Below are 25,745 nucleotides of genomic sequence, written 5' to 3'. Positions count from 1 at the left end.
GGGCCGCTGACACCTCGCCGCTGATCGAGAGGCGCATGTCCTGCCACGATCAGACCACAGAAGACGACCGGTCTGACCGCTTACGCGGTCCGTTGTCCTCTATCCGCTGGTCAGCGGGCGTCCAGGAGGGGCTGGCGAGGGTTCCAGGGTGGGCCTCCGGCCGCGTCGCGGCGACGGCGGGCGATCGCCGAGAGCGCCTCCAGGACCACGCGGTTGCCGAGGTACGCGGTGATGTCGGCATGGTCGTACGGCGGGGCGACCTCGACCACGTCCACCCCGACCACGGGCAGCTCGTAGCAGACCCGGCGGACCGCGTCGAGCAGTTGCCGCGAGGTCAGACCGCCCGGTTCCGGCGTGCCCGTGCCGGGTGCCATCCCGGGATCCACCACGTCCACGTCGACGGAGAGGAACACCCCCTCGCACTCGTCGACCGCGATCGCGAACGCCTCGGTGAGGCACGGGTCGAGCCCACGGGCGACCAGCTCGGTCATCTCGTACGACCGCATCCGCTGCCCCGCCATCCAGGACAGGATGTCCGGGCCCGGCCAGTAGCCGCGCAGCCCGATCTGGAGGAACCGGTCGCCGCGTACCGCGCCGGACTCGATGAGCCGGCGCATCGGTTGGCCGTGCCCGTGCAGCGAGCCGAACTCGATCTCTCCGGTGTCGGCGTGCGCGTCGAAGTGCACGAGCGAGACGCGCCCGTGCCCGTGCTGCCGGGCCACGCCGGTGGCGTCGGGCAGCGCGATGGAGTGGTCCCCACCGAGCACCACCGGGATGGCGCCGGAGGACGACACGGCATAGACGGCGGCTTCCAGTGCGCCCAGCGAACGTTCGATGTCGCCGGAGAACATCTCCACGTCGCCGGCGTCGTACACCCGCAGGTCGCGCAGCGCGTCGACGCGCAGCGCGAGCGACGGGCGGGAGCCGTCGTGGGCCAGGTAGCACGCCTGGCGGATCGCCGACGGCCCGAACCGGGTGCCGGGCCGGTGCGAGGTGCCGCCGTCGAAGGGTGCCCCGACGATCACCACGTCGGCGTCGGCGTACGACCCTGGGTCGTCGAGCGTGCACCGGTCCACCCCGAGGAAGGTGATGTCCGGCCCGTACATGGCTCCGTAGCGGCTCATCGCTCCTCCATCCCCCACGGCGACCCGTAGCCGGCCAGCAGGTCGAGGAACGGCAGCGGGGGCAGCGCCTCCGGGCCGAGCACCCCGACGCCGAACCAGGCGCCGCTGGCTAGCAGCTCCAGCGCGACCACCGGGTTGACCGCCGTCTGCCAGACCACCGCCTGGTGGCCGTACTCCCGCATGGACCACTCGTTGTCGACCACGTGGTACAGGTAGACCTCCCTGGGCCGCCCGTCCGGGCCCAGGCCGCGCACCCAGGTGCCGGCGCAGGTCTTGCCGCGCATCCGCTCGCCGAGGGTGGCCGGGTCGGGCAGGCAGGCGGCCACCACGTCCCGCGGCGACACCCGGACGCCGCGCACGCTGACCGGCGCGGTCGAGTCTAGGCCGAGCTTGTGCAGCGTCCTGAGCACCTCGATGAACTCGTCGCCGAGGCCGTACTTGAAGGTGACCCGGCGGGCCTTGACCCAGCGCGGGATGAGCAGCACCTCCTCGTGCTCGACGTTGACGCACTCGACCGGCCCGATCCCCTCCGGGAAGTGGAAGACCTCCGGCTCGGAGAACGGCTCGGTGGTGTACCAGCCCCGGTCCTGCTCCCAGACCACCGGCGGGTTGAGGCACTCCTCGATCGTCGTCCAGATGGAGAACGAGGGCGCGAAATCGTATCCGTCGACGGTGAGGTTCGCGCCGTCCCGGACGCCGATCTCGTCGATCTCGCTGAACAGCTCGTCGGCGGCGTACCGGGCGAAGACGTCGGACAGGCCGGGTTCGACACCGACGCCGCACAGCGCCAGCCGACCGGCCGCGGACCAGGCGTCGGCCAGTGCGAACTGCGCGTCGCCGAGCATCACCCCGGTCTCGGCGTACGGGCGGGACGGGTGCGGCTGGGACAGCGACATTGCCATGTCCAGGTAGTCCGCGCCGGCCGCGAACGCCCCGTCGAAGATCGGCATGACGAAGCGCGGGTCGACGGCGTTGAGCACGTGGGTGATCCGGTGTTCCCGGCAGAGGGCGGCGACCGCGTCGGCCGAGGACGCGTCCACCTGGGCGGCGACGAAGCGGTCACCGTGCCCGGCGACCGCGCGCTCGGCGCGGCCCGGGTCGTGGTCGGCAACCACCATGGTCTCGAAGAAGGACCGTCGGGCGGCGATGGCTACGGCGGCGGAGCCGACGCCACCGGCGCCGACGAGCAGGACGCGCATCAGGAATCAAACCCCAAACCGAGACGATCGAGAGTACGGAGCCAGAGGTCGCGCCGGCCGTCGCGCGCGTCGGCGCGGGCCAGTGACCAGCGGGTGAGATTGATGCCGACCGAGCGGACGGGTTCCGGCGGGAACGGCAGTGGCCTGGTGCGGACCAGGTCGAGCCGGGTCAGCGGGGTGTCCCCGCCGGCCAGCAGGTCCAGCAGCACCCGGGCCCCGAAGCGGGTCGCGCCGACGCCGAGACCGGTGTAGCCGGCCGCGTACGCCAACCGACCGCCGTACGCGGTGCCGAAGAACGGGCAGAACCGGGTGCAGGTGTCGATGACGCCACCCCAGCGGTGGCTGAAGCGCACGTCGGCGAGCTGCGGGAAGGTGGTGAAGAAATGCTGGGCGAGGATGGTGAAGGTGGTCTGGCGCTGCTCCAGCTCCGGCGCGACCCGGTTGCCGTAGTGGTACACCGCGTCGTAGCCGCCGAAGAGGATCCGCCCGTCGGAGGTGATCCGGTAGTAGTGGAACTGGTTGCCGGTGTCGGCCAGCCCCTGCCGGTTGCGCCAGCCGATCGCGTCCCGTTGAGCCGGGGTGAGTGGCTCGGTCATCAGCACATGGTCGTAGACCGGCACCAGGTACGCGCGCAGCCGGCGCAGCAGCGGCGGGAAGGCGTTGGTGGCCAGCACCACCCGCCGTGCCCGCACCGACCCGGGCGCGCCGTCCGACCCGCCGGCCGTCCGCGCCAGCAGTGCGGGGCCGTCGGCGCGCAGCCCGGTGACCCGGGTGTGCTCGTGCACCCGCACGCCGAGGTCGAGGCAGGCGCGGCGCAGGCCCCACGCCAGCTTCGCCGGGTCCAGCATGGCCACCCGGCCGGCGTCGAACATCCCGCCCAGGTACGTCGGCGAGTTAACCTCGGCGCGCACCTCGTCGCGGTCCAGCAGCCGCACCTGGTGTCCGTACCGGCGGGCCAGTTCGGCGTCGGCGGCGAGCCCGGCCAACTGGTACGGCTCGACGGCGACCGCGAGTTCGCCGGTGCGCTCGAAGTCGCAGTCGATGCCGAACTCGGCGACGGTGGCGGCGATGGCGTCCAGGTTCTCCCGGCCGAGGCGTTCCAGCTCGCCGACCTCGTCGGGAAACCGCTCGACGCCGTTGGCCAGGCCGTGGGTGAGCGAGGCGGCGCAGAACCCGCCGTTGCGCCCGGACGCGGCCCAGCCGCAGGTGCCCGCGTCGACCAGCAGCACGTCCCGGTCGGGATCGGCCTGCTTGGCCAGCAGGGCGGCCCAGAGCCCGCTGTACCCGCCGCCGATCACCAGCAGGTCGGCGCGCTGCGGGCCGGCGAGCGGCGGCAGCGGGTCGGGGCGGTCCGGGCGGTCGAGCCAGTACGGCACGGGGGCCGCGTCGGCGAGCGCCCGGCCGGTGTGCGGGACGGTCATGACGGCCGGCGCGCCTGACGGCCCTGCGCCGGGCCGGCCAGCAGATTGGCGCGGCGGGACCGCCGCCCCCGCAGCGAGCTGAGCCCGACGAGCAGCAGCGCGATCGCGAACATCGCGGTGCCGATCACGTTGACCTGCGGCGGGATGCCCCGCTGGGCAGCGCCCCAGACGTACATCGGGAACGTGACGGTGGCGCCTGCGTTGAAGTTCGTGATGATGAAGTCGTCGAAGCTGAGCGAGAAGGCCAGCAGCGCGGCGGCCACGATGCCGGGCAGCACCAGCGGCAGGGTGATCCGCCGGAAGGTCTGCCACTCACTGGCGTAGAGGTCCATGGCGGCCTCCTCCAGCCGCCGGTCCATCCCGGCCAGCCGCGCCTTGACGGTCACCACCACGAACGAGACGCAGAACATCACGTGCGCGATGACGATCGTCCAGAAGCCCAGCGGCACCCCGGCGGAGACGAAGAGGGCCAGCAGCGAGGTGCCCATCACCAGCTCCGGGGTGGCCATCGGCAGGAAGATCAGCACGTTGATACCGGAACGACCGCGGAAGCGGTGCCGGACCAGCGCGAACGCCATCAGGGTGCCGAGCACGGTGGCCACCACGGTGGCGATGAAGCCGATCTGCACGCTGCGGACGACCGCGTCGCACATGTCCGACGTGGCGCACGGCTGACGCCAGTTGTCCAGGGTGAACTCGTTGAAGTCGTACGACAGCCGGCTGGACGGACGGTTGAACGACAGCCCGGCCACGACCAGGATCGGCAGCGCCAGGTAACCGAGCACCAGCAGCGCCACGATCATCACCCAGCGGTCGGCCAGCCAACGGGAAAGCCTCATTCAGAGCACCTCCTCCGTGCCGGCCCTGCGCAGGTAGCCGAAGACCACCGCGAGGATCGCCGCCATCAGCAGGAACGACAGCGCGGCGCCCTGCGGGTAGTCCAGCCGGACCAGGAACGCCGAGTCGATGACATTGCCGATCATGTATTCGTTCGGGGTGCCGAGCAGCTCGGCGTTGATGTAGTCGCCACTGGCCGGGATGAAGAACAGCAGCGTGCCGGCGACCAGGCCCGGCATGGACAGCGGCAGGGTCACCCGGCGGAACGCCTGCACCGGGCTGGCGTACAGGTCGCTGGCCGCCTCCAGCAGCCGGTGGTCCAGCCGCTCCAGGCTCGCGTACAGCGGCAGCACCAGGAACGGCAGGAAGTTGTACGTCAGGCCGAGCACCACCGCGAACGGGGTGGCCAGCAACCGGCCGTCCGGGGCGAGCAGGTGCACGTCGCGCAGCAGGCCGACCAGCGCGCCGTTGTCCGACAGGATGGTCTTCCAGGCCAGCGTGCGCACCAGGAAGCTGGTGAACATCGGCGCGATCACGCAGACCAGCAGCAGGTTCTTCCAGCGGCCGGCCTTCTGCGCGATGGCGTAGGCCAGTGGGTAGCCCAGCAGCAGCGCCAGCACCAGGGCGATCCCGGCGTAGCCGAAGGAACGCAGGAACTGCGGCCAGTACGCCTGCAACACGTCCGGGTAGTTGCCGAACGCCCAGGTCAGCGCGTACCCGGTGGAGAGCGAGCCGCTGGGGTCGTAGAGGCTGGCGGCGGCGAGCTGCACCAGCGGCACGCCGAAGAACACCAGCAGCCAGGCCGCCCCGGGCAGCAGCAACAGGTACGGCAGCAGGCGGTGTCGCCCGGACCGGGCAGCCGGCGGGGTGGGCGGCGGCTGCCCCGATCCCGTCGGCACCTGGGCCAGCACGGTCACGACGACGCACCCACCGGCTCGTCGACCACCGGCGCGGTCCGGTCGCTGTCGGCGGCGTCCCGGGACAGCAGGAACGCGTGCCGTGCATCCCAGTACGCCACGGCCTCGCTGCCGACCGGCACCTGGGTCGCCGCCCCGCTGTTGGCCGTGAAGACCGACAGCTCGGTGCCCCAGCCGGTACGCAGCAGGTACTGCGTGCTGACCCCGACGTAGGAGGCGTCGGTGACGACCCCGGTCACGTGCTGGTGGCCGGCGGGCACCTGGTCGGCGGAGCCGACCAGGTGCAGCTTCTCCGGGCGTACCCCCAGGTGGACCAGGCCACGGTCGGACCGGGCCCGGCCGGCGGGCACCGAGAAGCGCGCGCCGTGCGCCGTCACCGCCACCTCGCCGCCGGCGGTGCCGGCGGCCTCGCCGGCGAGCAGGTTGGACTGGCCGAGGAAGTTCGCCACGAACGCGGTGGCGGGGAACTCGTAGATGTCGGCCGGGGCGCCGAGTTGCTCGATCCGGCCGGCGTTCATCACCGCCACGGTGTCGGCCATGGTCATGGCCTCCTCCTGGTCGTGCGTGACGTGCACGAACGTGATGCCCACCTCGGTCTGGATCCGCTTCAGTTCGATCTGCATCTGCCGGCGCAGCTTCAGGTCGAGCGCGCCCAGCGGCTCGTCGAGCAGCAGCACCTGCGGCCGGTTGATCAACGCGCGGGCCAACGCGACCCGCTGCTGCTGGCCGCCGGAGAGCTGGGCCGGACGGCGGCTGCCATAGTCGTCGAGCTGCACCAGCGACAGCATCCGCATGACCTCGTCGTCCACCGAGCGGATGCCGCGCCGACGCAGTCCGAACGCCACGTTCTCGAAGATGTTCAGGTGCGGAAAGAGCGCGTAGCTCTGGAACACGGTGTTGACCGGCCGCTTGTACGGCCGCAGCCGCGCGATGTCGCGGTCGCCGAGCAGCACCTGACCGCCGGTCGGCTCCTCCAGGCCGGCGATCATCCGCAGCGTGGTGGTCTTGCCGCAGCCGGACGCGCCGAGCAGGGCGAAGAACGAGCCCTGCGGAACGGTCAGGCTGAGGTCGTCGACCGCGGTGAAGATGCCGAACCGCTTGGTGAGGTTGGCCAGGCGCAGGTCGCCGGCCGGTGTCTCGCGCGTCATCCCCTCACGCCCCGATGACCTGCTGGAACTTGCCCTCGTACTCCTTCTCCTGCTTCTCGTCCAGGGCCATGAACACCTTGGACTTCGACAGCAGCGCCTCGTCCGGGAAGATCAGCGGGTTGGCGGCCAGCTCGGGGTCGATCTTCTCCATCTCGGCCTGGGCGCCCTTGACCGGGCAGATGTAGTTGACGTACGCGGCGAGCGTCGCGGCGACGGCCGGCTCGTAGTAGTAGTTGATCAGCGCCTCGGCGTTGCCCTTGTGGGTGGCCTTGTTGGGGACCATCATGTTGTCGCTGAACAGCATCACGCCCGAGTCGGGCGCGACGAACTGCACCTTGGCGTTCTCGCTGGAGAGCTGGATCACGTCTCCGGACCAGCCGATGCACGCGGCGATGTCACCCTTGGCCAGGTCGGGTGCGTAGTCGTTGCCGGTGAACTTGCGGATCTGCCCGGAATCGACGGCCTTCTTGAGCTTGTTGAGCGCGTCATCGAACTGGGCAGTGGTGAAGTTGGCCGGGTCGTGCCCGTTGGAGCCGAGCAGCAGGCCCATCGTGTCGCGCATCTCGCTGAGCGCGGTCACCTTGCCCTTGAGGTCGGGACGGGTGAGCAGTTCGTCGACGGTGCGCAGCTCCTTGGTGACGTCGCCGTTGTACGCCAGACCGGCGAGACCGGACTGCCACGGGATGGAGATCCGGTTCTCGCTGTCGAAGGAGCGGTTGAGCAACGACGGGAGCAGGTTGGCCTGGACGTTCGGGATCTTCGCCGGATCGAGCTTCTGGATCCAGCCGAGCCGGATCATCCGGGCTGCCATCCAGTCGGTCAGCACGATGAGGTCCCGGTCGGTGCTCTGGCAGGCCGCGAGCTGGTTCTGCACCTTGCCGAAGAACTCGTTGTTGTCGTTGATGTCCTCGGTGTACGTGACCTGGATGCCGGTCTTGGCGATGAACCCGTCCAGGCTGGGCCGCTTGGACTCGTCGTTCTCGTCCACGTCCATGTACTGCGGCCAGTTGGAGAAGGCAAGCTTCTTCTCGGTGCCGGAAAGGTCTTCGCTGACGCAGCCGGCCTCGGTCTGCTGCGCGCCCTTGGTGCCGCAGCCGGCGAGGCTGCCGGACGCGGCGAGGAGTGCGGCCGAACCGAGAGTGCCGGTGAGCAGTCCACGCCGGGTGAGGGGCCGGAGGGGAGTACGCATGACGACTCCTAAGGGGTCATCGTCGGCGGGCGGGACGGGGGTGGCGCGCCGGCGGGAGGGTCAGGTGCCATGGACGACTGATCCTGACATGAGGTGACCTTCCTTACAAGGGATTCCGTTGCGGGAATAGCGATGCACGACGAAATACGCCAGACTGCGCGAGGACGCACGCGCGACATCACGATTCGGGGACATGGGGAGCGGACGATGACGAACCGGCAGCACGAGAACGGCAACGGCGGTCGACGCGTCGCTGTCCGTGAAGGTGCCAATCACGCTCTGCTGGATGACGTGGCCAAGCGGATCATCGAACAGCTCCAGGAGGACGGCCGGCGGCCGTACGCCACCATCGGCAAGGCGGTCGGGCTCTCCGAGGCGGCGGTTCGCCAACGGGTGCAGCGGCTGCTCGACGCCGGCGTGATGCAGATCGTCGCGGTGACCGATCCGCTCCAGCTCGGCTTCCCCCGCCAGGCGATGATCGGCCTGCGCACCGACGGCGATCTGGAGGCGGTGGCCGACCGGCTGGCCGAGCTGGTGGAGGTCGACTACGTGGTGATCACCGCCGGGTCGTTCGACCTGCTCACCGAGGTGGTCTGCCGCAACGACGACCACCTGCTGGAGATCCTGCAGCGACTGCGCACGGTGCCCGGGGTGCTCTCCACCGAGGCGTTCGTCTACCTGAAGCTGCGCAAGCAGACCTACACCTGGGGCACGGCCTGACGCTCAAGGCCCGTCCGGCGCCCCCTCCCCGGTTGATCCACTCGCCGTCACCGATATCGCGGTATCGACCAGGATCTGGCGGCGGGCCATGGGGGCGAAGGCCGAGCCAAACTCCCGGTCATGCTCCGCGCCACGAGGGATGCGCCACCACCGGCGGGCACTTTGGAGCTGATGACGCAAACGACTCGGCCGGCAGCCGGGCCCGGCGACGTCGCAGCCGCTTCGCCGTGACGTCGCAGCCGGCCCGGCCGTGACCTCGCAGCCGCCCCGGCCGTGACCTCGCAGCCGCCCCGGCCGTGATGTCGCAGCCGCCTGGCCGTGATGTCGCAAACGATTCAGCTCCATAGGCAGCAACCACACCTCCGCCTCCCGCGCGGACCGCCAGTCGGCGGCTACGGCAGTGCGGAATCCGTTGCATCTTCGATTCTCGTGCGCTAAATCCGTCGCACACGACCCGCAATGCCACTGATACCACTTGCCTCGGCGGCAGAGACTGTGCGATAACCGTGGGCAGAGCGGCCGGCCTCACCCCTTTGACCGGCCCGACGACCGATGGGGCTGACATGGCCAACGCCACCGACCACCTCTGGATGCACTTCACCCGGATGGCGAGCTACTCCGCCGGCGAGGTGCCGACCATCGTGCGCGGCGAGGGCGCGTACGTGTGGGACGCGCAGGGCCGCCGCTACCTGGACGGGCTCGCCGGGCTCTTCGTCGTCAACGCCGGTCACGGCCGCACCGAACTGGCCGAGGCGGCCGCCAAGCAGGCCGGCGAGCTGGCCTACTTCCCGCTCTGGTCGTACGCCCACCCCAAGGCCGTCGAACTGGCCGAGAAGATCGCCTCGCTCACCCCCGGTGACCTGAACCGGGTCTTCTTCACCACCGGCGGCTCCGAGGCCGTCGAGGCGGCGTGGAAGCTGGCCCGGGCCTACTTCAAGCGCACCGGCCAGCCCAACAAGTACAAGGTGGTCAGCCGCTACATCGCCTACCACGGCACCTCGATGGGCGCGTTGTCGATCACCGGGCTGCCCGGCATCAAGAGCGACTTCGAGCCGCTGGTCCCCGGCGCGATCAAGGTGCCGAACACCAACTTCTACCGGGCGCCCGAGCACGGCGACGACCCCGAGGCGTTCGGCCGCTGGGCCGCCGACGAGATCGGCCGGGCGATCGAACGGGAGGGGCCGGACACCGTCGCCGCGGTCTTCCTGGAGCCGGTGCAGAACTCCGGCGGCTGCTTCCCACCCCCACCCGGCTACTTCGAGCGGGTCCGGGAGATCTGCGACGCGTACGACGTGCTGCTCGTCTCCGACGAGGTGATCTGCTCGTGGGGGCGGCTCGGCGAATACTTCGGCGCCGTGCGCTACGGCTACCAGCCGGACATCATCACCACCGCCAAGGGCATCACCTCCGGGTACGCCCCGCTCGGCGCGATGATCGCGAGCGACCAGCTGATGGAGCCGTTCCTCACCGAGACCGGCATGTTCGCCCACGGGGTGACCTTCGGTGGCCACCCGGTCTCCTGCGCCGTTGCCCTGGCCAACCTGGAGGTCTTCGCGCGCGAGGACCTGGTCGGGCACGTACGGGCCAACGAGGACGCGTTCCGGTCCACTCTGGAGAAGCTCAACGACCTGCCGATCGTCGGCGACGTCCGCGGCGACGGCTACTTCTACGGCATCGAGCTGGTCAAGGACAAGACGACCCGGGAGACCTTCGACGAGGCCGAGTCGGAGCGGTTGCTGCGTGGATTCCTCTCCACGGCCCTGTTCCAGGCCGGGCTCTACTGCCGGGCGGACGACCGGGGCGACCCCGTCGTGCAGCTCGCCCCGCCGCTGATCGCCGAGCAGCAGCACTTCGACGAGATCGAGCAGATTCTGCGCACGGTGCTCACCGAGGCATGGGCACGACTCTGAGCGGCGACTCCGGCGGGCACTACCGGAAGCTGTCGCACTGGCTGTCCACCCTGGACGACCCGTTGACCCCGCGACCGGCGCTGCCCGGCGACGCCGACGCCGACGTGGCGATCGTGGGCTCCAGCAACCTCGCCGGCCGCACCCTGGCGGACCTGATCCGCGGCGAGCGCACCGAGCTGACCACCTCATGATCAACGCGAGGGTGCGTCCCGGAGGAGGGGCATGGGAGGGGGTTCGGGTTCAGTGGTTGGGGGGGATTACGCGGAGGTGGCCTCGGCGGCCGGTCGCGTGGTGGGGGTGGTCGGAGTGCTGGTCGGGCTCGGGTGGGCGGGGAGCCGGGCGAGCGGCCTCGCGGACCGCCTCGGCGAGCGCGACCAGGTCGTCCGTGGTCGGCGGCGGCGGCTCGAACTCGCCCTCGTGCCGGACCACGTCCCAGCCCCGCGGCGCGGTCAGGCTGCGGGCGTGCGGCTCACACAGGTCGTACGTGTGCGGCTCGGCGAACGCCGCCAGCGGACCCACCACCGCCGTCGACTCGTTGTAGACATAGGTCAATGTGGCGACCGCTTGCCGGGGGCAGCCGTTACGGGAGCAGCGCCGTGGTGACCTCACGGCGGCAGGGTATCCCCATTACCGGGTCCGGCGCATCGCTTCGCGTTGCGACACGCCCGTCGTGGTGATCACAATCCACCCGTCCGCCGCACGGCGCGCCACAGGAGCGGCGCTGCCGCTGACCAGCCCGACGCGGGGGCTACCCTTTGCCTCATGACGAGCCCGGAACACCGCCGCCCCGGTTCCGGCCGGCGCGCCCATCGCGACCGGCACGGGCGCGGGCTGCGTGGGCGGTTGGTACCGGCGACCGTGCCGCTGGCGCGGACCAAGGCGGAGGTCTTCGACGACCTGGTCCTGGACACCGTCGAGACGCTGGAGCGGCGGTTCGCCAAGGAGCTGGCCGGCGTCGAGTTCGCGGTCGAGGACGTCCCGCCGGACCTGAACGTCTACGACTCCGATGTGCTGGAGGACGGCGAGGTCCCGCTGGCCCGGCTCCTGCCGGGCCGTCCGGGCCGACAGGAGGTGCCACCGCGGATCGTGCTGTACCGGCGGCCCCTGGAGTTCCGGGCGATGGACCGCGAGGACCTCGCCGACCTGGTGCATGACGTGATCATCGAACAGGTGGCGAACCTGCTCGGGGTCGACCCCGACGAACTGGCCTGAGCCCTCCCCGCGCGGGCGAGCCGGGCGGCCCCCACCGCCCCGACTCCGCACCGCTCAGGCGGCCCGCCGCTTCAACTTGCGCCGCTCCCGCTCCGAGAGCCCACCCCAGATGCCGAACCGCTCGTCGTGACCGAGAGCGTATTCGAGGCATTCGGTCTTGACCTCGCAGCGCGAGCAGATTCGCTTCGCCTCACGGGTCGAGCCGCCCTTCTCGGGAAAAAACGCCTCGGGGTCGGTCTGCGAGCACAGCGCCCGCTCCTGCCACTCCGGCGCGTTTCCGAGCAGGTCGGCCACCTCAAGCTGGCCGTCCATCAAATGCCTCCTTGTCGCGCACCGGCGTCATCGCCGCTGCAACCCCCCACGCGAAAGGCGTGCTTGTCCGTCCGGTCCCTTTTGTTGCGTTCCGTGCGAACAACCCCATTCAAATTACACGCGTGTAATGCGTGCGCCGTCAAGCCAAACTTGATAATGGAGTCGCCCTCCCGACACCCCCGGCCGGCCACTCGGGCCGTCCAGCCTCGCAACCTGCCCTATCGATTCAGACCCCGGCCGAGTAACGCCCTCTCCGGCGAGTTGCCCGACTTTTCTGCCGTGGCGCTCCCTCGGCAGGCCACCCCCGCGACGACGCCTGGAGCACCGAACGACCCCTTTCCACAAAGCTGATCTTGGTGGGAGACAGGTTAACGCGGCGCGGGCCAGTCCGCCCGTCGAGCTGCGGGCACCGCACGCGCCCCGTCCACAATATGGACGGGGCGCGACAGAAAAAGAGGCATGCTGTGGTCAGCCGGCGGCCCCGAACCCGCTGCTCGGCCACATGAACTCGGCTATCGCTCCACCGTGGACAGAAACCGTCCCGACGGGCGTACTCTCGTCCCACCAGACGGTATAGATCCCGGCCGGGAGGTCCGGGTAGACCGCACTGTGGAACGAGCCGTCCCGCACCCGGCGCTCCCGCACCGCCGAGTGGGTCCGCCGATCCTCCTCCCGGCTGATCTCGATTTCCCGGCCGTGCAGATTCCGGCCGGTGTGGACGATCAGGGCGCCGGTCTCGCCGCCCAGATCGAGAACGACGCTCCCGGTCTCCGACGGCCCGTACGCGTGCTCGTGCATCCGCCGCTCCCCCGCGCCGGTCAGGACGCAGCCGGCGGGTTGTTGAACCCGTCGTACGGCGTACCCAGGTAGGGGAAGTTCCCGAGGAACGGCGCGGTCACGTCGGCGGCGCTCAACCCCGGGGTGACCGCGGCGGCCGCCGCGTCCGGGCGGAACGTCTTGTCCACCAGCGGTACGGTCACCCCGGCGATCGCCCGCAGCGCGATGCTGACCACGTCGTCGCCGACGCGCCGGCCGTTCGGGAAGCCGGCCAGGTCACCGCCGAGCACGCCGAACCGGTCCGGGCGCCGGCTGGGCGGGATGGCGGTGTTCAGCCGCAGCATGTCGGCCTGCACATCGCCGGTGGCGTTGGTGAAGCCGTCGATCAGCCCGGCTGGCACGCCGGTGAGCAGGATCGCCACCAGATCCGCCCGGGGCTTCTTCGCCTTGGTGAGCTTGTCCAGGTTGGGGAAGACGTCCGGGTAGAGCGCCGGCAGCAACGCGGCCAGCTCCGGCTGTTCGACGAACCGTGCGAACCGCTTGTCCTCCGACGGCGGCAGGGAGTTCCACAGGTCCTTCTTGGCCATCGGCACGATGACCTCGTTGAACAGCGGGTTGCCCAGCCGGGAGACCTGGGTGAACGGGCCGGTGGAGGTGTCCGCGGCGACCCGGTCACCGAGCACCCGGACCTGCCGGCGCGACGCCGACGTCCACACGCCGATCACCGACGCCCGGTCGGCCGCGCCGTACCGGTTGGCACGCCGGCGCACCCGGCTCAGCGGCACCTGCACGGCGATGCTGTGCACGTTCATCCGGTCGGTGGCGTTGACCGGCTCCCCCTCGGCCTTGAAGATCTTCTTGCCGGCCACGTGCAGCTGCTGGAACGGCCGGAGCGTACCGAGGTCGAAGACCGCCCCCAGGTCGACGAAGAAGCCGTCCGCCCGCTGCCCGGCGAAGACCCGCTCGCCGGTGGAGAGCGAGTAGGTGGCCTGCCGGACCAGCTCCGCGTACTTCGGGGTGGACAGCGGGCCGACGTTGCACGGCGGGCAGGGCAGTTTGTGCGCCAACCGGTGCTCCCGACCGTCGGCCACCCGCGTCAGGCTGTAGAACTGCCGCCGGTTCCAGTTCCTGCTGTCCAGCGAATCGATCGGGCCCGTGTTGTAGAGAAAACTGTTCGGATTGGTGATCTCGGTCGTGAATTCGAACCGGTAGGTGACATCCGGACGGCCGTCGCCGTCGTTGTCGATATGGAGCTCGTACCGCACGTCGTCGCCGAACTCGAAGAAGTTCGGGCCCCCGGAGGGGAGCTGCAACGACACGTAGTTGGCGATCAGCGTGACCGAGTCGGGCTTGTCGGGGCTGACGAACGCGTACAGGTCGGAGCTGTCGGCGACCGGATCCTTGGCTATTTCCGGGGCCTCGCGGTGGGAAGACATGGCGGACCAACCTCACTGGGCGGGGACAGGACGGCGAGCGGAACGTCGGGTCAGCGCCGGGCGGCGCGCCGCAGCCGATCCGCCAGGCCGCGGTCGCGTACCTCGATCCGCGAGTCACCGACGAAGACGTCCATCGTTCCGGAGGCGGCGTCACGCAGGTGCACGAGGATCGGCTCGTCGGCCCGGCCCGCCGCGCCCGGAGCGTTCTGCGCGGCCGACAGGCCCGGCACGGTGAGCGCGGCGGCGCCGAGGGTGGCGCTGGCCGCGGCGGTCAACGTCTGCCGGCGGGTCAGTCGCGGCCAGGGCCGCTTCCGCTGATCACTGGTCATGGGCAACCTTTCCGGCGGTGGCGCGAACGCGCCCGCGGAGACGGACGGGTCCGTTGCCGCCTACCGACGCCGCCGGGCCCGTGGGGGACACCGGCGGCGGTCCTCGCCGCGACCGCCGCCGGCACCGCGTGGTACGGCCGACGGCGGGAAAAGGTTCGAACTCAGGGCCGGACGTGACCGTACGCGGTCGTGCGCTTGCGGACCGGTCGACCGGCCGCCGTGGCGATCGCCCACAACTGCTCCTCGGTCCGCGCCGAGCCGTTGCCGGAGCCGGCCATCCGGGAGATGGTCTCCTCCATCAGCGTGCCGCCCAGGTCGTTGCAGCCGCCCTGGAGCATCTCCACCGTGCCCTCGTCGCCCAGCTTCACCCACGAGCACTGGATGTTGTCGATCCGGCCGTGCAACAGCAGCCGGGACATCGCGTGCACCACCCGGTTCTCGCGCCAGGTCGGCCCGGGTCGGGCTATGCCGGCCAGGTAGATCGGGGCGTTGGTGTGCACGAACGGCAGCGCGACGAACTCGGTGAAACCGCCGGTGCGGTCCTGCACACCCGCCAGCACCCGGAAGTGCGCCAGCCACTGCCCGGGATGGTCGACGTGGCCGTACATCATGGTGGAGCTGGACCGCATGCCCAGCTCGTGGGCGGTGCTGACCACGTCGACCCAGGCGGCGGCCGGGAGTTTGCCCTTGGTCAACACCCAGCGCACGTCGTCGTCGAGGATCTCCGCGGCGGTGCCCGGGATGGTGTCCAGCCCGGCCTCGCGCAGCTGGGTCAGCCACTCGCGCACCGGCACGCCCGCCTTCGCCGCGGCGGTGACGATCTCCATCGGGGAGAACGCGTGCACGTGCATCCCCGGCACCCGGGCCTTGATCGCACGCACGATGTCGGCGTACCCGGTGACGGGCATCTTCGGGTCGATGCCGCCCTGAAGGCAGACCTCGCTGGCCCCGGCCGCCCACGCCTCCTCCGCCCGGTCGGCGACCTGATCGACCGAGAGACGGTACGCGTCGGCGTCCCGCTCGCGCTGCGCGAAGGCGCAGAACCGGCAGCCGACGTAGCAGACGTTGCTGAAGTTGATGTTGCGGTTGACCACGTAGGTGACGTCGTCGCCGACCGCGTCCCGACGCACCTCGTCGGCGAGCCGGCACAACTCGTCGAGCGCCGGCCCGTCCGCGCCGAACAGCGCCAGGGCGGCATCGGTGTGCCCCGGCTCCAGCAGCGCGGCCGGGTCGTCGGCGGCGAGCCGCAGCCCGACCCGCAGGTCGTGATCGCCGGCGACCGCGGTCGGCCCGGCGGTCACCTTCGTGGCCACCTCCGCCCAGTCGCCGTAGACGCTGTCGAAGTCGCCACGCCGGTCCTCGGTACGGCCGGTGGTGTCGATGGTCGTGTGCAGGTCGGTACGCCCGCCGAACACCTCCTCCGGCTCCTGCCAGGGGCGGCCCTGCGGCCGGGCCGACTCGACCGCCAGCCCGGAGGCCGGGTCGGCCAGCGCGCCCACGTGCGGCGACAGCCGCGGGTCGAGCCACGGGTCACCCGCGCGCACGTACTCGGGGTAGATGGTCAGCCGCTCGCGCAGCGTGAACCCGGCCAGCTCGGTGTGCCGGGCCAGCTCCTCGATCTGCGGCCAGGGGCGTTCCGGGTTGACGTGGTCCGGGGTGAGCGGGGAGACACCGCCCCAGTCGTCGATGCCGGCCCGCAGCAGCAGGTCGTACTCGCCGGCGATGAGGTTCGGCGGGGCCTGGATGCGGGCCTTCGGCCCGAGCAGCAGCCGGGCCACCGCCACCGTCGCGGCCAGGTCGTGCAGCTCCGCGTCGGGCATCCCCCGCATCGCGGTGTCCGGCTTGGCGCGGAAGTTCTGCACGATCACCTCCTGGAGGTGCCCGTACTCCCGGTGCGCGCGACGGATCGCGAAGAGCGCGTCCACCCGCTCGGCCGGGGTTTCCCCGATGCCGATCAGGATGCCGGTGGTGAACGGCACCCCGACCCGGCCCGCGTCGTCGAGCACCCGCAGCCGGACCGCCGGCTCCTTGTCCGGCGAACCGAAGTGCGGGCCGCCCGGCTCGGACCAGAGCCGTGTCGCGGTGGTCTCCAGCATCATGCCCATGCTCGGCGCGACCGGCTTGAGCCGTTGCAGCTCCGACCAGGACAGCACCCCGGGGTTGAGGTGGGGCAGCAGCCCGGTCTCCTCCAGCACCGCCACCGCGCAGGCACGCAGGTAATCCAGAGTGGAGTCGTAACCCCGCTCGTCCAGCCAGCTCCGGGCGGCCGGCCAACGCTCCTCCGGCCGGTCGCCGAGGGTGAACAGGGCCTCCTTGCAGCCCTGCGCGGCACCCGCCCGGGCGATGGCCAGCACCTCGTCGCGGTCCAGGAACGGCGCCGGCAGCCGGTGCGGCACCGTGGCGAACGTGCAGTAGTGGCAGCGGTCCCGACAGAGCCGGGTCAGCGGGATGAAGACCTTCTTCGAGTACGTGACCACGCCGGGCCGGCCGGCCTCGCGCAGCCCGGCGTCGCGGATCCCACCCGCCACCCGGAGCAGTTCGTCGAGCGCGTCACCGCGGGCGGAAAGCAACGCCGCCGCCTCGTCGACGTCCAGCGCCCGCCCGGTCGCGGCCCGACCCAGGGCCCGCCGCACGCTCGCCTCGCTCGGGCCGGAGTGGGTGCGATCAACCATCCGCTCAGCCTATGCGCTGCGCCCACCCACCCCACCAATCCCCACCCGGTCCCCCCGGCTGTCCCCGTCGGCTCTCCCGTCGCTTTCCCCCGTCGATCATGAAGTTGTTGCCACGACACGCCGGGTGGTTTCTAGGCTTCAGTGCAACTGATCTTGGTTGTGGTGGAGGTGCTGGTGGCGAGACCTGGTGTGGTGACGTTCGGGCATCGGCAGGTGTTGGAGCACTTGTGGGGGTCGGGTCGGACGATCACGCAGATCGCGGGGCTTCTCGGGGTGTCGGTGGGCACGGTGTCGCGGGAGGTGGCCCGGTATCACAGTGCGCGGCATGGGACGAAGAACCCGCTCGGGCGGTCGTTGCCGTCGGGGCGGGCTCGGGCCCCGTATCGGTGGGGGTATCAAGCGCAGTGGGCGCAGCGGCGTGCTGACGCGGCGCGTCGGCGGTCGAAGCCGTCGAAGTTGGGGGTGGGTACGCGGCTGCGGCAGGTGGTGGCGGGGAAACTGGCGCGTAGGTGGTCTCCGAAGCAGATCGCCGCGTGGCTGCGGGCCACGTTCGCTGACCGGCCGGAGTTGCAGGTGTCGCACGAGACGATCTACCAGGCGATCTATGTGCAGTCGCGGGGGAACCTGCGGGCCGAGTTGACCCGGCAGGTGGCGCTGCGCTCAGGGCGTACCCAGCGGCGCTCGCAGTCGCGTGCCGCGGGCGCCGCCCGTAGCCGGCGGCCCTGGATCGGGGACCTGCACATCAGCGCCCGCCCCGCCGAGGCCACCGACCGGGCGGTGCCCGGACACTGGGAAGGTGACCTGGTCATCGGCAAGGCCGGCGCCTCAGCGATCGTGACTCTGGTGGAACGCGCCACCCGCTACGTGATGCTCGGCGCGCTACCCAACGGCCGTGACAGCGAAGCCGTCATCGGTGTCCTCACCGCCCTGGCCGCCCGAATGCCCGAGCACCTACGCCGCTCACTGACCTGGGACCAAGGCGTCGAGATGGCTACGCATCCAACCTTCACCGTCGCCACCGGCTGCCCGATCTACTTCTGCGACCCACACAGCCCCTGGCAACGCGGCACCAACGAGAACACCAACGGGCTCCTACGCCAGTACTTCCCCAAGAGCAGCTACGACTTCCGCACCATCGACCAGCACGGCCTGGACGACGTCGCCCACGAACTCAACACCCGCCCCCGTGAGACGTTGGGCTGGGCCACCCCCACCCAACGCCTCGCGGAACTCATCGCGCCTTAACGATTGCACTCAACCCTTGACCCCAAGCCGTGGCGACGGACAACAACTTCATGATCAACGGGGCGGCGGGCGGGATGGGCGCGAGGACCCGGATGGGGGGGGTGGGTCAGCGGGGTGGCTGGGGGTTGTCGCCGGGGTTGATGTGCTGGGTGCGGTCGGTGTCCGTGTCGCCGGGGCGGGGGATCGCCTGGGTGGGGTCGGCGGACTGGCGCGGAATCGCCTGGGTCGGGTCCGCCGACGGCGGCTGGCCGAACGGCGGGGCGGACTGCGGGGCTGGCGCGAACGGCGGGGCGGACTGCGGCGCCGGGTTGACCGGCGGCGGCGACTGCGGCGCGGACCCGAACTGCGGCGCGGACCCGAACGGCGGCGCCGACTGCGGCGCTGACCCGAACGGCGGCGAGGGCTGGCCGTAGTGGCCCGGGTGCTGCGCCGGCGGGTATCCGCCCGGCTGGCCCGGGGCGGGCCAACCGCCGCCCGGCTGGCCACCGGGCTGCCCCGGGGCCGGCCAGCCGCCCTGCTGCTGCGGCCAGCCCGGCTGCGGCTGGCCGTAGACGCCCGGCTGGGGCTTCGGCCGCGGCACGTAGTACAGCTTCCGCCAGACCGCGTAGACCACCCAGGCGGCGGCCGCGAAGATCATCAGCCAGGCGAACCGGGTGAGCACGCCGAGCAGCGCGTCGAGCACCTCGGCCTCGGCCAGCCGGCCCACCGTCCAGATCAGCATGGTCAGCGTGCCGAGCAGCGCGCTGACCGCGTACTCGCCGAGAGCCATCTGTGTGATCAGCTTCGCCTTCGGCAACACCGGTGAGACGTGGGTGGCCAGCAGCACGGCCAGCAGTGGCAGTCCCACCGCCTCCAACCCGATGAACGTGAAGAAGGCACTGCCCGCACGGTCGGTGAAGGAGCTGTAGTCGTTCGGGGTGAGCAGCCGGAGCAGGCCCACGAAGAGGAACACCGCGTTGGCGCCGAGCAGCGCGAGCGCACCCAGTTCGCGTAGTGGCTTGGTCAGGTGGCGGGCCTGGGTCGCGTCGGTGGACGCGGGCTCGGCGGGGCTGGTCACGAGCTCCCCCTCGGGGCATGGACGGACAGGGCGCACGTGAGCCTAGTCTCCCGGGCCACCGGCGGACCGGAGGCGTCACGTGCGCGAGGATGGTCGACATGCGCATCGTGGTTCTGGCCGGCGGCATCGGTGGCGCCCGGTTCCTGCTCGGCGTCCGGGCGTACGCCCGAGAGGTCGGCGCCGAGGTGACCGCCGTGGTCAACGTCGGCGACGACCTGTGGCTGCACGGGTTGAAGATCTGTCCCGACCTGGACAGCGTCATGTACACCCTCGGCGGCGGCGCCGACCCCGAGCGGGGCTGGGGCCGGATCGGGGAGAGCTGGACGGTCAAGGAGGAGCTGGCCGCGTACGGGGCGGAGCCGACCTGGTTCGGCCTCGGCGACAAGGACATCGCCACCCACCTGGTGCGCAGCACCATGCTCAACGCCGGCTACCCCCTGCACGCGGTCACCGAGGCGCTGGCGACCCGCTGGGAGCCGGGCGTACGCCTGCTGCCGGCGACCGACGACCGGCTCGAGACGCACGCTGTCATCGAGGATGACCAGGGCCAGCGGGCGATCCACTTTCAGGAGTGGTGGGTGCGCCACCGGGCGGACATCCCCACCCACCGCTTCGTCTTCGTGGGCGCCGAGACGGCGAAGCCGGCGCCCGGGGTGCTGGAGGCGATCGGCACGGCCGACCTGGTGCTGATCGCGCCGAGCAACCCGGTGGTGAGCGTGGCGCCGGTGCTGGCCGTGCCGGGGCTGCGGGAGGCGGTCGCGGCGGGCCCGGCCCCGGTGGTGGGCGTCTCGCCGATCATCGGCGGCGCGCCGGTCCGCGGGATGGCCGACCGCTGCCTCGCGGTGCTCGGCGTCGAGTGCAGCGCGGCCGGGGTGGGCCGGCTCTACGGCGGCCGGGCGGCCGGCGGGCTGCTGGACGGCTGGCTGGTGGCCGAGGAGGACGCGGACACGCTGGTGCCGGAGGTGACGGTCCGCGCGGTGCCGTTGCGGATGACCGACGAGGCGGCGACGGCGGCGATTGTCCGCGCCGCGGTGGAGTTGACGTGAGGCTGGAGATCCTGCCGGTGCTGGGCATCGGCCACGTGACCGAGGGCGACGACCTGGCGGCACTGATCGCCACGGCCGCGCCCTGGCTGCGCGACAGCGACGTGCTGGTCGTCACCAGCAAGATCGTCTCCAAGGCGGAGGGGCGGGTGGTCGACGTCCCGGCGGACGGGCCCGAGCGGCTCGCCGCGCGCGACGAGGTGCTGGCCGGGGAGACCGCCCGGGTGGTGGCCAGCCGGGGGCCGACCCGGATCGTGCAGACGCACCACGGCTTCGTGATGGCGTCCGCCGGCATCGACGCGTCGAACGTGGACAAGACCCGGCTGGTGCTGCTGCCGGCGGATCCGGACGCCTCCGCCCGGGCGCTGCGCGCCGCGCTGCGGGAGCGCTACGACCTGGACGTCGCCGTGATCATCAGCGACACCATGGGCCGGCCCTGGCGCAACGGGCTGACCGATGTGGCGCTCGGGGTGGCCGGGATGCCGGCCATCCGCGACCACCGTGGCGAGGTGGACCCGTACGGCAACGAGCTCCAGCTGACCCAGATGGCCGTGGTGGACGAACTGGCGGGCGCCGGCGAGCTGATCAAGGGCAAGTGCGACCAGGTCCCGGTGGCGGTGGTGCGGGGCTACCTCTCCGCCACCCGCGCGGACGACTCCGGTGGAGCGCAGGCACTGGTGCGCGATGCCGCGCAGGACCTCTTCTCGCTCGGGACCGCCGAGGCTCGGGCGGCCGGGCTGGCCGCCGCCGCCACCCTGACCGACGCTCCCGGCTCCACGCCGGCCGACCCGGCCGCCGCGCGACGCGCGATCGACGCGGTCGCCGGGCTGGTCGCTCCCGGCACGGTCTTCACCCTGGTCGACGAGGCGGACGTACGCTCCGGCCTGATCGCCAAGGTGCCCGGCTGGCCGGACGGCGCCACCGCCCTGGTGCTCGGCTCGCCACCGGCCCCGGTGGACCCGATGGTCCTGGTCCGCTTCGGCGCCGACCTGCACCGGCTGCGCGTCGCCCTGGCCGCGGAGGGCGTCGGGTCGAGCCTGCTGCCCCCGCCCGCCGGCAGCCCGGCCAGCGCCACGCTCGCCCTGTGACGGACAGCCGGCCGGGTCAGGCGTCCAGCATGGCCCGGCCGAGCGGGGTCAACGTGTGCAGCACGGTGTTGCGGTCCCGGTGGCTGACCAGCAGGCCGGCGTTGCGCAACACGGTCGCGTGCTGACTGGCCGCCGCCGGTGAGATGTTGAGCCGGCGGGCAACCTCGCCGGTGGTGCAGCCGTCGTCGCTGGCCTGCAGCACCGCCGCCCTGGTCCGACCCAGCAGCGCGGCGAGCGAGTCGCGGCCGGCCGGGCCGGCCCCGTCGGCCGCCGCCAGCCCGCCCAGCCGGTCCACCGGGTAGACGAGCACCGGCGGCAGCGCCGGGTCGAGCAGGGCGACCGGGGTCGCGGCGCAGAAGAACGACGGCACGAGCAGCAGACCGCGGCCGTCCAGGTGCAGCTCCCGGCTGTGTGGATAGTCGCGGACCTCGAGCACTCCGTTCTCCCAGCGCATCGCCGGCCGGAGGCTGGTGAGCAGGCCCTCCATGCCGCCGTCGAGCAGGGCCCGGGCCCGACGGGACCGGTCCGCCGCCACCGCGGACTGGATGCGGCTCCAGTACGGGCTGATCGCCAGCGACCGGTACTGCTCCATCGACTCGACAAGGTGGCGCAGCGCCACCGCCTCGCCCCGGGCCAGCGCGCCGGCCGAGGACGGCAACGGGTTCTCGGTGGCCAGCACGCTCAGGTCGCGGTGCAGCCGCTCGGTCGGGGTGCTGCGGACCGCGTCCAGCCCGGCCTCGAAGCCGTCGAGGCTGGCATACGGGGTGAGGAAGTCGGGGAAGTAGCCGCGCGGCGGGCTCAGCGCGAAGAGCAGTCGGAGCTGGTCGGAGGCGGCGTCCTGGCGCAGCCCTCGGGACACTGCGCGCCGCCAATTGTCCGTCAGCGCGTCACGGCCGCGGCCCTGCAACAGGTGCAGGCTGAGGACCAACTCCCAGACCGGGTCCGCCGCCGGCGCCACCCGGGTCCGGAGGATGTCCTCGCCAGAAAAGTGGATCTTCAGCATGCAGCGCTCCTGAGCCGCCGGGCAGGGGGATACCGCGTGGCTGTTCGACTCTACCTGGCCGGCACTTATCTCCATCTTTAAGCCTGAACTGAAAAACCTCGACGCCTCCCGGGCCGGTTCGGCATGCTTCCAGTGCCCGAGCACGGCAACCACGCGCCACGTACGCGCACGGCGCCGGGCACCGGGACCGGGGGAGGACCGGTGATCGGGCGGCACCACGAGGGTCTGCGGCCCTTGCTCCGCAGAGGTGCCGTCCGGTCGCCCCATCGTCGCAGCACATGTTTCCCGGCTCAGCCGACCCAGAGCGCGACCCGGTGATCCTCGTCGGTGACGTAGAACGACCGCCCATCCAGCTCGGCCAGCCCCTCGACGTGGTGCAACGGCGCTAGGTCCGCCACCAGCTCCCCGGCGAGCAGGTGCCGGTCCGGGGCCGCGACGCGCGAGTCGCCGGCGGGCAACCGGAAGCGGACGTGCCGGGAGGCCACGTCACCCCCACCCGGATGGTCGTCGAGCAGCACCGAGCCCTTGCCCAGCGCGTCGATCGAGCCGATCACGGCGGCGTACCCGCCATCGGAGGTCGGGGCGATCGCCCGAAACCCGGTCAGCGCGCCCGGCGGCGTCACCCCGGTCACCGCGTACGTCCCCACCGCCCGGGGCCAGGCCGGCTCCGCCGCGAACATGCCCGGCACACCGGCCACCTCGACCAGGATCGGCTCCCCGGCCATGGTGACCGGGAAGCGCAGCCCCAGCAGCACCGTGCCGGCCGGAGTGAAGGCCGCCGCCTCCACGTTCAGCGGCAGGTCGTCCGGGGCCAGCCGGCTCACCCAGCTCTTCTCGCGGGCGGTCCCCCGCGCCAGGGTCTCCACGATGAACCGGGCCCGCACCCGCTCCCCCGGCGGCAACGGGGTCAGCGGCGCCGCGACCAGCGCGTCGTTCACCGCCCGGTGCAACCGGAACCGGTTGCGCACCACATGCACCGGCACCGGTCCGGACGCCGCGTCGTCCTCCCTGAACCGGGCCACGAAGGCGCGCCGGGGCCGCAACGGACCGGCCTTGGAGCCGAAGTGGGAGCCGAGGACGTACACCCAGCCGTCGTGGTGGGCGAGCGCCTCACCATCCTCGGTCCGGCCGTTCTCCACGCCGGCGTCCGCCGCGACGTGCCGAGCCGTCCACTCGCCGTCGTCCAACTCCAGCAGCAGGGCCAGACAGCGCTCCACCGGCCCCTCGTCCAACACGGTCCAGAAACCCCGCCGGGCGCCGTGCGCACGCAGCAACGCCGCCGACCGCACCGGCAGCAGATCACTGGCCTCGTTGCCGGCCACCACGAACTCGAGGACTCGCAGGGTCATCGCGCCAGCGTACGGAGCGGGCGCTCGTAGAGTGGCGGCGTGCCCGACACCGCGCTCACCGGACCCGCCGCCCACCCGACCGACCCCGAGACGTACGCGGCGCTGCACGCCGACGCCTCCGCGCTGCTCGCCGGCTGGCGGCCCACCAGCCCGGCCGCTGCCGCCGCCCGGGACCGGACCCGCACGCTGCTCGACGCCGGGCCCGTCACGATGAGTCGGCCGCACCGCCCCGGGCACATCACCGCCAGCGCGCTGGTGCTGGACGCCACCGGCTCTCGGGTGCTGCTCTGCCTGCACGGCAAGTTCGGGCGCTGGGTGCAGCTCGGCGGGCACTGTGAGCCGACCGACCGGACCCTGGCCGGCGCCGCGCTGCGCGAGGCCACCGAGGAGTCCGGGATCGCCGGCCTGCGCATCGACCCGGTGCCGATCGACGTGGACATCCACCCGGTGAGCTGTCAGGGCGGCTCCCTGCACCACGACGTCCGGTTCGCCGTCCTCGCCCCGCCCGGCGCGGTGGAGCAGGTCAGCGACGAGGCCGAGGCACTGGGGTGGTTCCCGCCGGACCGACTCCCCGAGCCACTGGCCGGCGGGACCGTGCAACTGGTCGCGCCGGCCCTCGCGGCCCTCAGACGTAGCCCTCTTCGCCTCGCTCCTTGAGCTCGTCTACCAGGGCCTTGACGTCCTGGGCCCGGTCGCGCGGGCAGACCAGCACAGCGTCCGGGGTGTCCACCACGATCAGGTCGCGCACCCCGAGGGCGGCCACCAACCGGCCGGACTGCGGCACCACCACCAGATTGGAGCTGTCCCGCAGCAGCACACCCGGCTTGGCGTCGGTGCCGAGCACGACGTTGCCCGACGCGTCGGCCGGCAGCACCTCGCCGAGGGTGTGGAAGTCGCCGACATCGTTCCAGCCGAAGTCGCCTGGCACGGTGGCCACCCGCCCCGTGGTCGCCGCGCCCTCCATCACCGCGTAGTCGACGGAGATCTTCGGCAGGGTCGGCCAGACCGTACCGAACACGTCGTCCTGCTCCGGCGTGCCCCAGGCGGCGGCGATCGCGGTGACCCCGGCGTGCAGGGCCGGCTGCTGGCGGAGCAGTTCGGCGAGGAACACGTCCACCCGCCAGACGAACATGCTCGCGTTCCACAGGTGCCGGCCCGAACGGACGTACGCCTCGGCGACCTCGGCGGCCGGCTTCTCCTTGAACTCGGCCACCGGACGCCATGGAGTGTCCTCGGTCGGATCGCCGGTCTCCAGGTAGCCGTAGCCGGTCTCCGGCCGGGTCGGGGTGATCCCGACCGTCATCAGCATGCCCTGCTCCGCGCCGTGGACCGCCTCGCGGACCGTCCGCACCCAGCTCTCCGGGTCGCCGATCAGGTGGTCGGCCGCGAAGCTGCCCATCACCGCGTCCGGATCGCGCAGCGCGATCACCGCGGCGGCCAGCGCGATCGCCGCGCAGGAGTCCCGGGGCGAGGGCTCGACCAGGATGTTCTCCTCGGGCAACCCGGTCAGCTGCCGGGCCACCGCCGCGACGTGCGCGGCTCCGGTGACCACGAGGATGCGGTCCGGTGTGGTCAGCGGCGCGAGCCGCGCCACGGTCGCCTGGAGGAGCGACGCGTTGGAGCCGGTCAGCGGATGGAGGAACTTGGGGTGACCGGCTCGGGACAACGGCCACAACCTCGTGCCGCTGCCACCTGCCGGGATGACCGCATAGAGCATCCGCACATCATGCCCGACGGACCCCGGCCGGGTGGACGGC

Annotated in this window: 25 protein-coding genes; 8 read left to right on the top strand and 17 right to left on the bottom strand. The window is 71.8% G+C overall.

Features of this window, described 5'->3' with window-relative positions; all coding sequences use genetic code 11:
• Nucleotides 1-110: 110 nt before the first annotated feature.
• From speB to KBX63_RS13555, 7 genes are read right to left on the bottom strand one after another with little or no spacing between them, the layout of a single operon-like run.
• Nucleotides 111-1,124, bottom strand: a complete 1,014-nt coding sequence (gene speB / locus KBX63_RS13585) for an agmatinase (RefSeq protein ID WP_210911370.1) — start codon at nt 1,122-1,124, stop codon at nt 111-113.
• Complete coding sequence (locus KBX63_RS13580) at nt 1,121-2,323, bottom strand: saccharopine dehydrogenase family protein (RefSeq protein WP_210911369.1); 1,203 nt, start codon at nt 2,321-2,323, stop codon at nt 1,121-1,123. Before KBX63_RS13580 ends, speB begins: the two co-directional genes overlap by 4 nt.
• Entirely contained in the window at nt 2,323-3,744 is a 1,422-nt protein-coding gene (locus KBX63_RS13575; protein ID WP_210911368.1) for an FAD-binding oxidoreductase, read from the bottom strand. The genes KBX63_RS13580 and KBX63_RS13575 overlap by 1 nt, the downstream gene beginning before the upstream one ends.
• Complete coding sequence (locus KBX63_RS13570; protein ID WP_210911367.1) at nt 3,741-4,583, bottom strand: ABC transporter permease; 843 nt, start codon at nt 4,581-4,583, stop codon at nt 3,741-3,743. The genes KBX63_RS13575 and KBX63_RS13570 overlap by 4 nt, the downstream gene beginning before the upstream one ends.
• Nucleotides 4,584-5,498: an ABC transporter permease gene (locus KBX63_RS13565; RefSeq protein WP_210911366.1), complete on the bottom strand. Its 915-nt coding sequence runs from the start codon at nt 5,496-5,498 to the stop codon at nt 4,584-4,586.
• Entirely contained in the window at nt 5,495-6,646 is a 1,152-nt protein-coding gene (locus KBX63_RS13560; RefSeq protein ID WP_210911365.1) for an ABC transporter ATP-binding protein, read from the bottom strand. The genes KBX63_RS13565 and KBX63_RS13560 overlap by 4 nt, the downstream gene beginning before the upstream one ends.
• 4 nt (nt 6,647-6,650) lie before the next feature.
• Nucleotides 6,651-7,835 (bottom strand): spermidine/putrescine ABC transporter substrate-binding protein, encoded by a 1,185-nt coding sequence (locus KBX63_RS13555; RefSeq protein ID WP_210911364.1) that lies wholly within the window; start codon nt 7,833-7,835, stop codon nt 6,651-6,653.
• Nucleotides 7,836-8,042: 207 nt separating this feature from the next.
• On the opposite strand from KBX63_RS13555, the gene KBX63_RS13550 reads away from it, so the two are divergent.
• The 3 genes from KBX63_RS13550 to KBX63_RS13540 all read left to right on the top strand — a co-directional run bounded on the left by KBX63_RS13550 (nt 8,043) and on the right by KBX63_RS13540 (nt 10,656).
• On the top strand, nt 8,043-8,555 hold the full coding sequence (locus tag KBX63_RS13550) for an Lrp/AsnC family transcriptional regulator (RefSeq protein WP_210911363.1): 513 nt from the start codon (nt 8,043-8,045) through the stop codon (nt 8,553-8,555).
• Nucleotides 8,556-9,118: 563 nt separating this feature from the next.
• Nucleotides 9,119-10,465 (top strand): aspartate aminotransferase family protein, encoded by a 1,347-nt coding sequence (locus tag KBX63_RS13545; RefSeq protein WP_210911362.1) that lies wholly within the window; start codon nt 9,119-9,121, stop codon nt 10,463-10,465.
• On the top strand, nt 10,450-10,656 hold the full coding sequence (locus KBX63_RS13540; protein WP_210911511.1) for a hypothetical protein: 207 nt from the start codon (nt 10,450-10,452) through the stop codon (nt 10,654-10,656). The genes KBX63_RS13545 and KBX63_RS13540 overlap by 16 nt, the downstream gene beginning before the upstream one ends.
• A gap of 49 nt (nt 10,657-10,705) precedes the next feature.
• Here KBX63_RS13540 and KBX63_RS13535 read toward each other — a convergent pair whose 3' ends face one another.
• Nucleotides 10,706-11,074 carry a DUF3499 domain-containing protein gene (locus tag KBX63_RS13535; RefSeq protein ID WP_210911361.1) on the bottom strand — a complete coding sequence of 123 codons (369 nt, stop codon included), beginning with the start codon at nt 11,072-11,074 and terminating at the stop codon, nt 10,706-10,708.
• A gap of 153 nt (nt 11,075-11,227) precedes the next feature.
• Here KBX63_RS13535 and KBX63_RS13530 point away from each other — a divergent pair, with 153 nt between their 5' ends.
• Nucleotides 11,228-11,677 (top strand): metallopeptidase family protein, encoded by a 450-nt coding sequence (locus KBX63_RS13530; RefSeq protein ID WP_074316962.1) that lies wholly within the window; start codon nt 11,228-11,230, stop codon nt 11,675-11,677.
• Nucleotides 11,678-11,731: 54 nt separating this feature from the next.
• Here the strand turns inward: KBX63_RS13530 and KBX63_RS13525 are convergent, their stop codons facing one another.
• From KBX63_RS13525 to KBX63_RS13505, 5 genes are all read right to left on the bottom strand, one after another.
• Nucleotides 11,732-11,989, bottom strand: a complete 258-nt coding sequence (locus KBX63_RS13525; RefSeq protein WP_007455784.1) for a WhiB family transcriptional regulator — start codon at nt 11,987-11,989, stop codon at nt 11,732-11,734.
• 468 nt (nt 11,990-12,457) lie between these two features.
• Nucleotides 12,458-12,787, bottom strand: coding sequence for a phospholipase (locus tag KBX63_RS13520; protein WP_210911360.1), 330 nt, complete (start codon nt 12,785-12,787; stop codon nt 12,458-12,460).
• Between the two features lie 20 nt (nt 12,788-12,807).
• The gene (locus KBX63_RS13515) at nt 12,808-14,202 is read right to left on the bottom strand and encodes a DUF4331 domain-containing protein (protein ID WP_210911359.1); all 1,395 of its coding nucleotides are present in this window, start codon (nt 14,200-14,202) and stop codon (nt 12,808-12,810) included.
• A 50-nt stretch (nt 14,203-14,252) separates the two neighbouring features.
• Entirely contained in the window at nt 14,253-14,531 is a 279-nt protein-coding gene (locus tag KBX63_RS13510) for a hypothetical protein (RefSeq protein WP_210911358.1), read from the bottom strand.
• A gap of 161 nt (nt 14,532-14,692) precedes the next feature.
• Nucleotides 14,693-17,203 (bottom strand): bifunctional FO biosynthesis protein CofGH, encoded by a 2,511-nt coding sequence (locus tag KBX63_RS13505; RefSeq protein WP_210911357.1) that lies wholly within the window; start codon nt 17,201-17,203, stop codon nt 14,693-14,695.
• Nucleotides 17,204-17,344: 141 nt separating this feature from the next.
• On the opposite strand from KBX63_RS13505, the gene KBX63_RS13500 reads away from it, so the two are divergent.
• Nucleotides 17,345-18,448, top strand: coding sequence for an IS30 family transposase (locus tag KBX63_RS13500; RefSeq protein WP_307871706.1), 1,104 nt, complete (start codon nt 17,345-17,347; stop codon nt 18,446-18,448).
• Nucleotides 18,449-18,554: 106 nt separating this feature from the next.
• On the opposite strand, the gene KBX63_RS13495 is transcribed toward KBX63_RS13500, so the two are convergent.
• Nucleotides 18,555-19,505, bottom strand: a complete 951-nt coding sequence (locus tag KBX63_RS13495) for a hypothetical protein (protein WP_210911355.1) — start codon at nt 19,503-19,505, stop codon at nt 18,555-18,557.
• A gap of 98 nt (nt 19,506-19,603) precedes the next feature.
• On the opposite strand from KBX63_RS13495, the gene cofD reads away from it, so the two are divergent.
• On the top strand, nt 19,604-20,551 hold the full coding sequence (cofD, locus tag KBX63_RS13490; RefSeq protein ID WP_210911354.1) for a 2-phospho-L-lactate transferase: 948 nt from the start codon (nt 19,604-19,606) through the stop codon (nt 20,549-20,551).
• Entirely contained in the window at nt 20,548-21,636 is a 1,089-nt protein-coding gene (locus tag KBX63_RS13485) for a coenzyme F420-0:L-glutamate ligase (protein ID WP_210911353.1), read from the top strand. The genes cofD and KBX63_RS13485 overlap by 4 nt, the downstream gene beginning before the upstream one ends.
• Before the next feature lie 16 nt (nt 21,637-21,652).
• Here KBX63_RS13485 and KBX63_RS13480 read toward each other — a convergent pair whose 3' ends face one another.
• Together KBX63_RS13480 and KBX63_RS13475 are read right to left on the bottom strand one after the other, a co-directional pair.
• The gene (locus tag KBX63_RS13480) at nt 21,653-22,639 is read right to left on the bottom strand and encodes a winged helix-turn-helix domain-containing protein (RefSeq protein ID WP_210911352.1); all 987 of its coding nucleotides are present in this window, start codon (nt 22,637-22,639) and stop codon (nt 21,653-21,655) included.
• A gap of 290 nt (nt 22,640-22,929) precedes the next feature.
• Nucleotides 22,930-23,988, bottom strand: coding sequence for a hypothetical protein (locus KBX63_RS13475; protein WP_210911351.1), 1,059 nt, complete (start codon nt 23,986-23,988; stop codon nt 22,930-22,932).
• 39 nt (nt 23,989-24,027) lie between these two features.
• Here KBX63_RS13475 and KBX63_RS13470 point away from each other — a divergent pair, with 39 nt between their 5' ends.
• Nucleotides 24,028-24,645 (top strand): NUDIX hydrolase, encoded by a 618-nt coding sequence (locus tag KBX63_RS13470; RefSeq protein ID WP_210911350.1) that lies wholly within the window; start codon nt 24,028-24,030, stop codon nt 24,643-24,645.
• Here the strand turns inward: KBX63_RS13470 and KBX63_RS13465 are convergent.
• Nucleotides 24,614-25,705 carry a mannose-1-phosphate guanylyltransferase gene (locus KBX63_RS13465; protein WP_210911349.1) on the bottom strand — a complete coding sequence of 364 codons (1,092 nt, stop codon included), beginning with the start codon at nt 25,703-25,705 and terminating at the stop codon, nt 24,614-24,616. The genes KBX63_RS13470 and KBX63_RS13465 overlap by 32 nt on opposite strands.
• Nucleotides 25,706-25,745 lie beyond the last annotated feature (40 nt).

Source organism: Micromonospora sp. U21, from assembly GCF_018070045.1.
Taxonomy (GTDB): Bacteria; Actinomycetota; Actinomycetes; order Mycobacteriales; family Micromonosporaceae; genus Micromonospora.
This window is presented reverse-complemented; position numbering and strand designations above follow the sequence as displayed.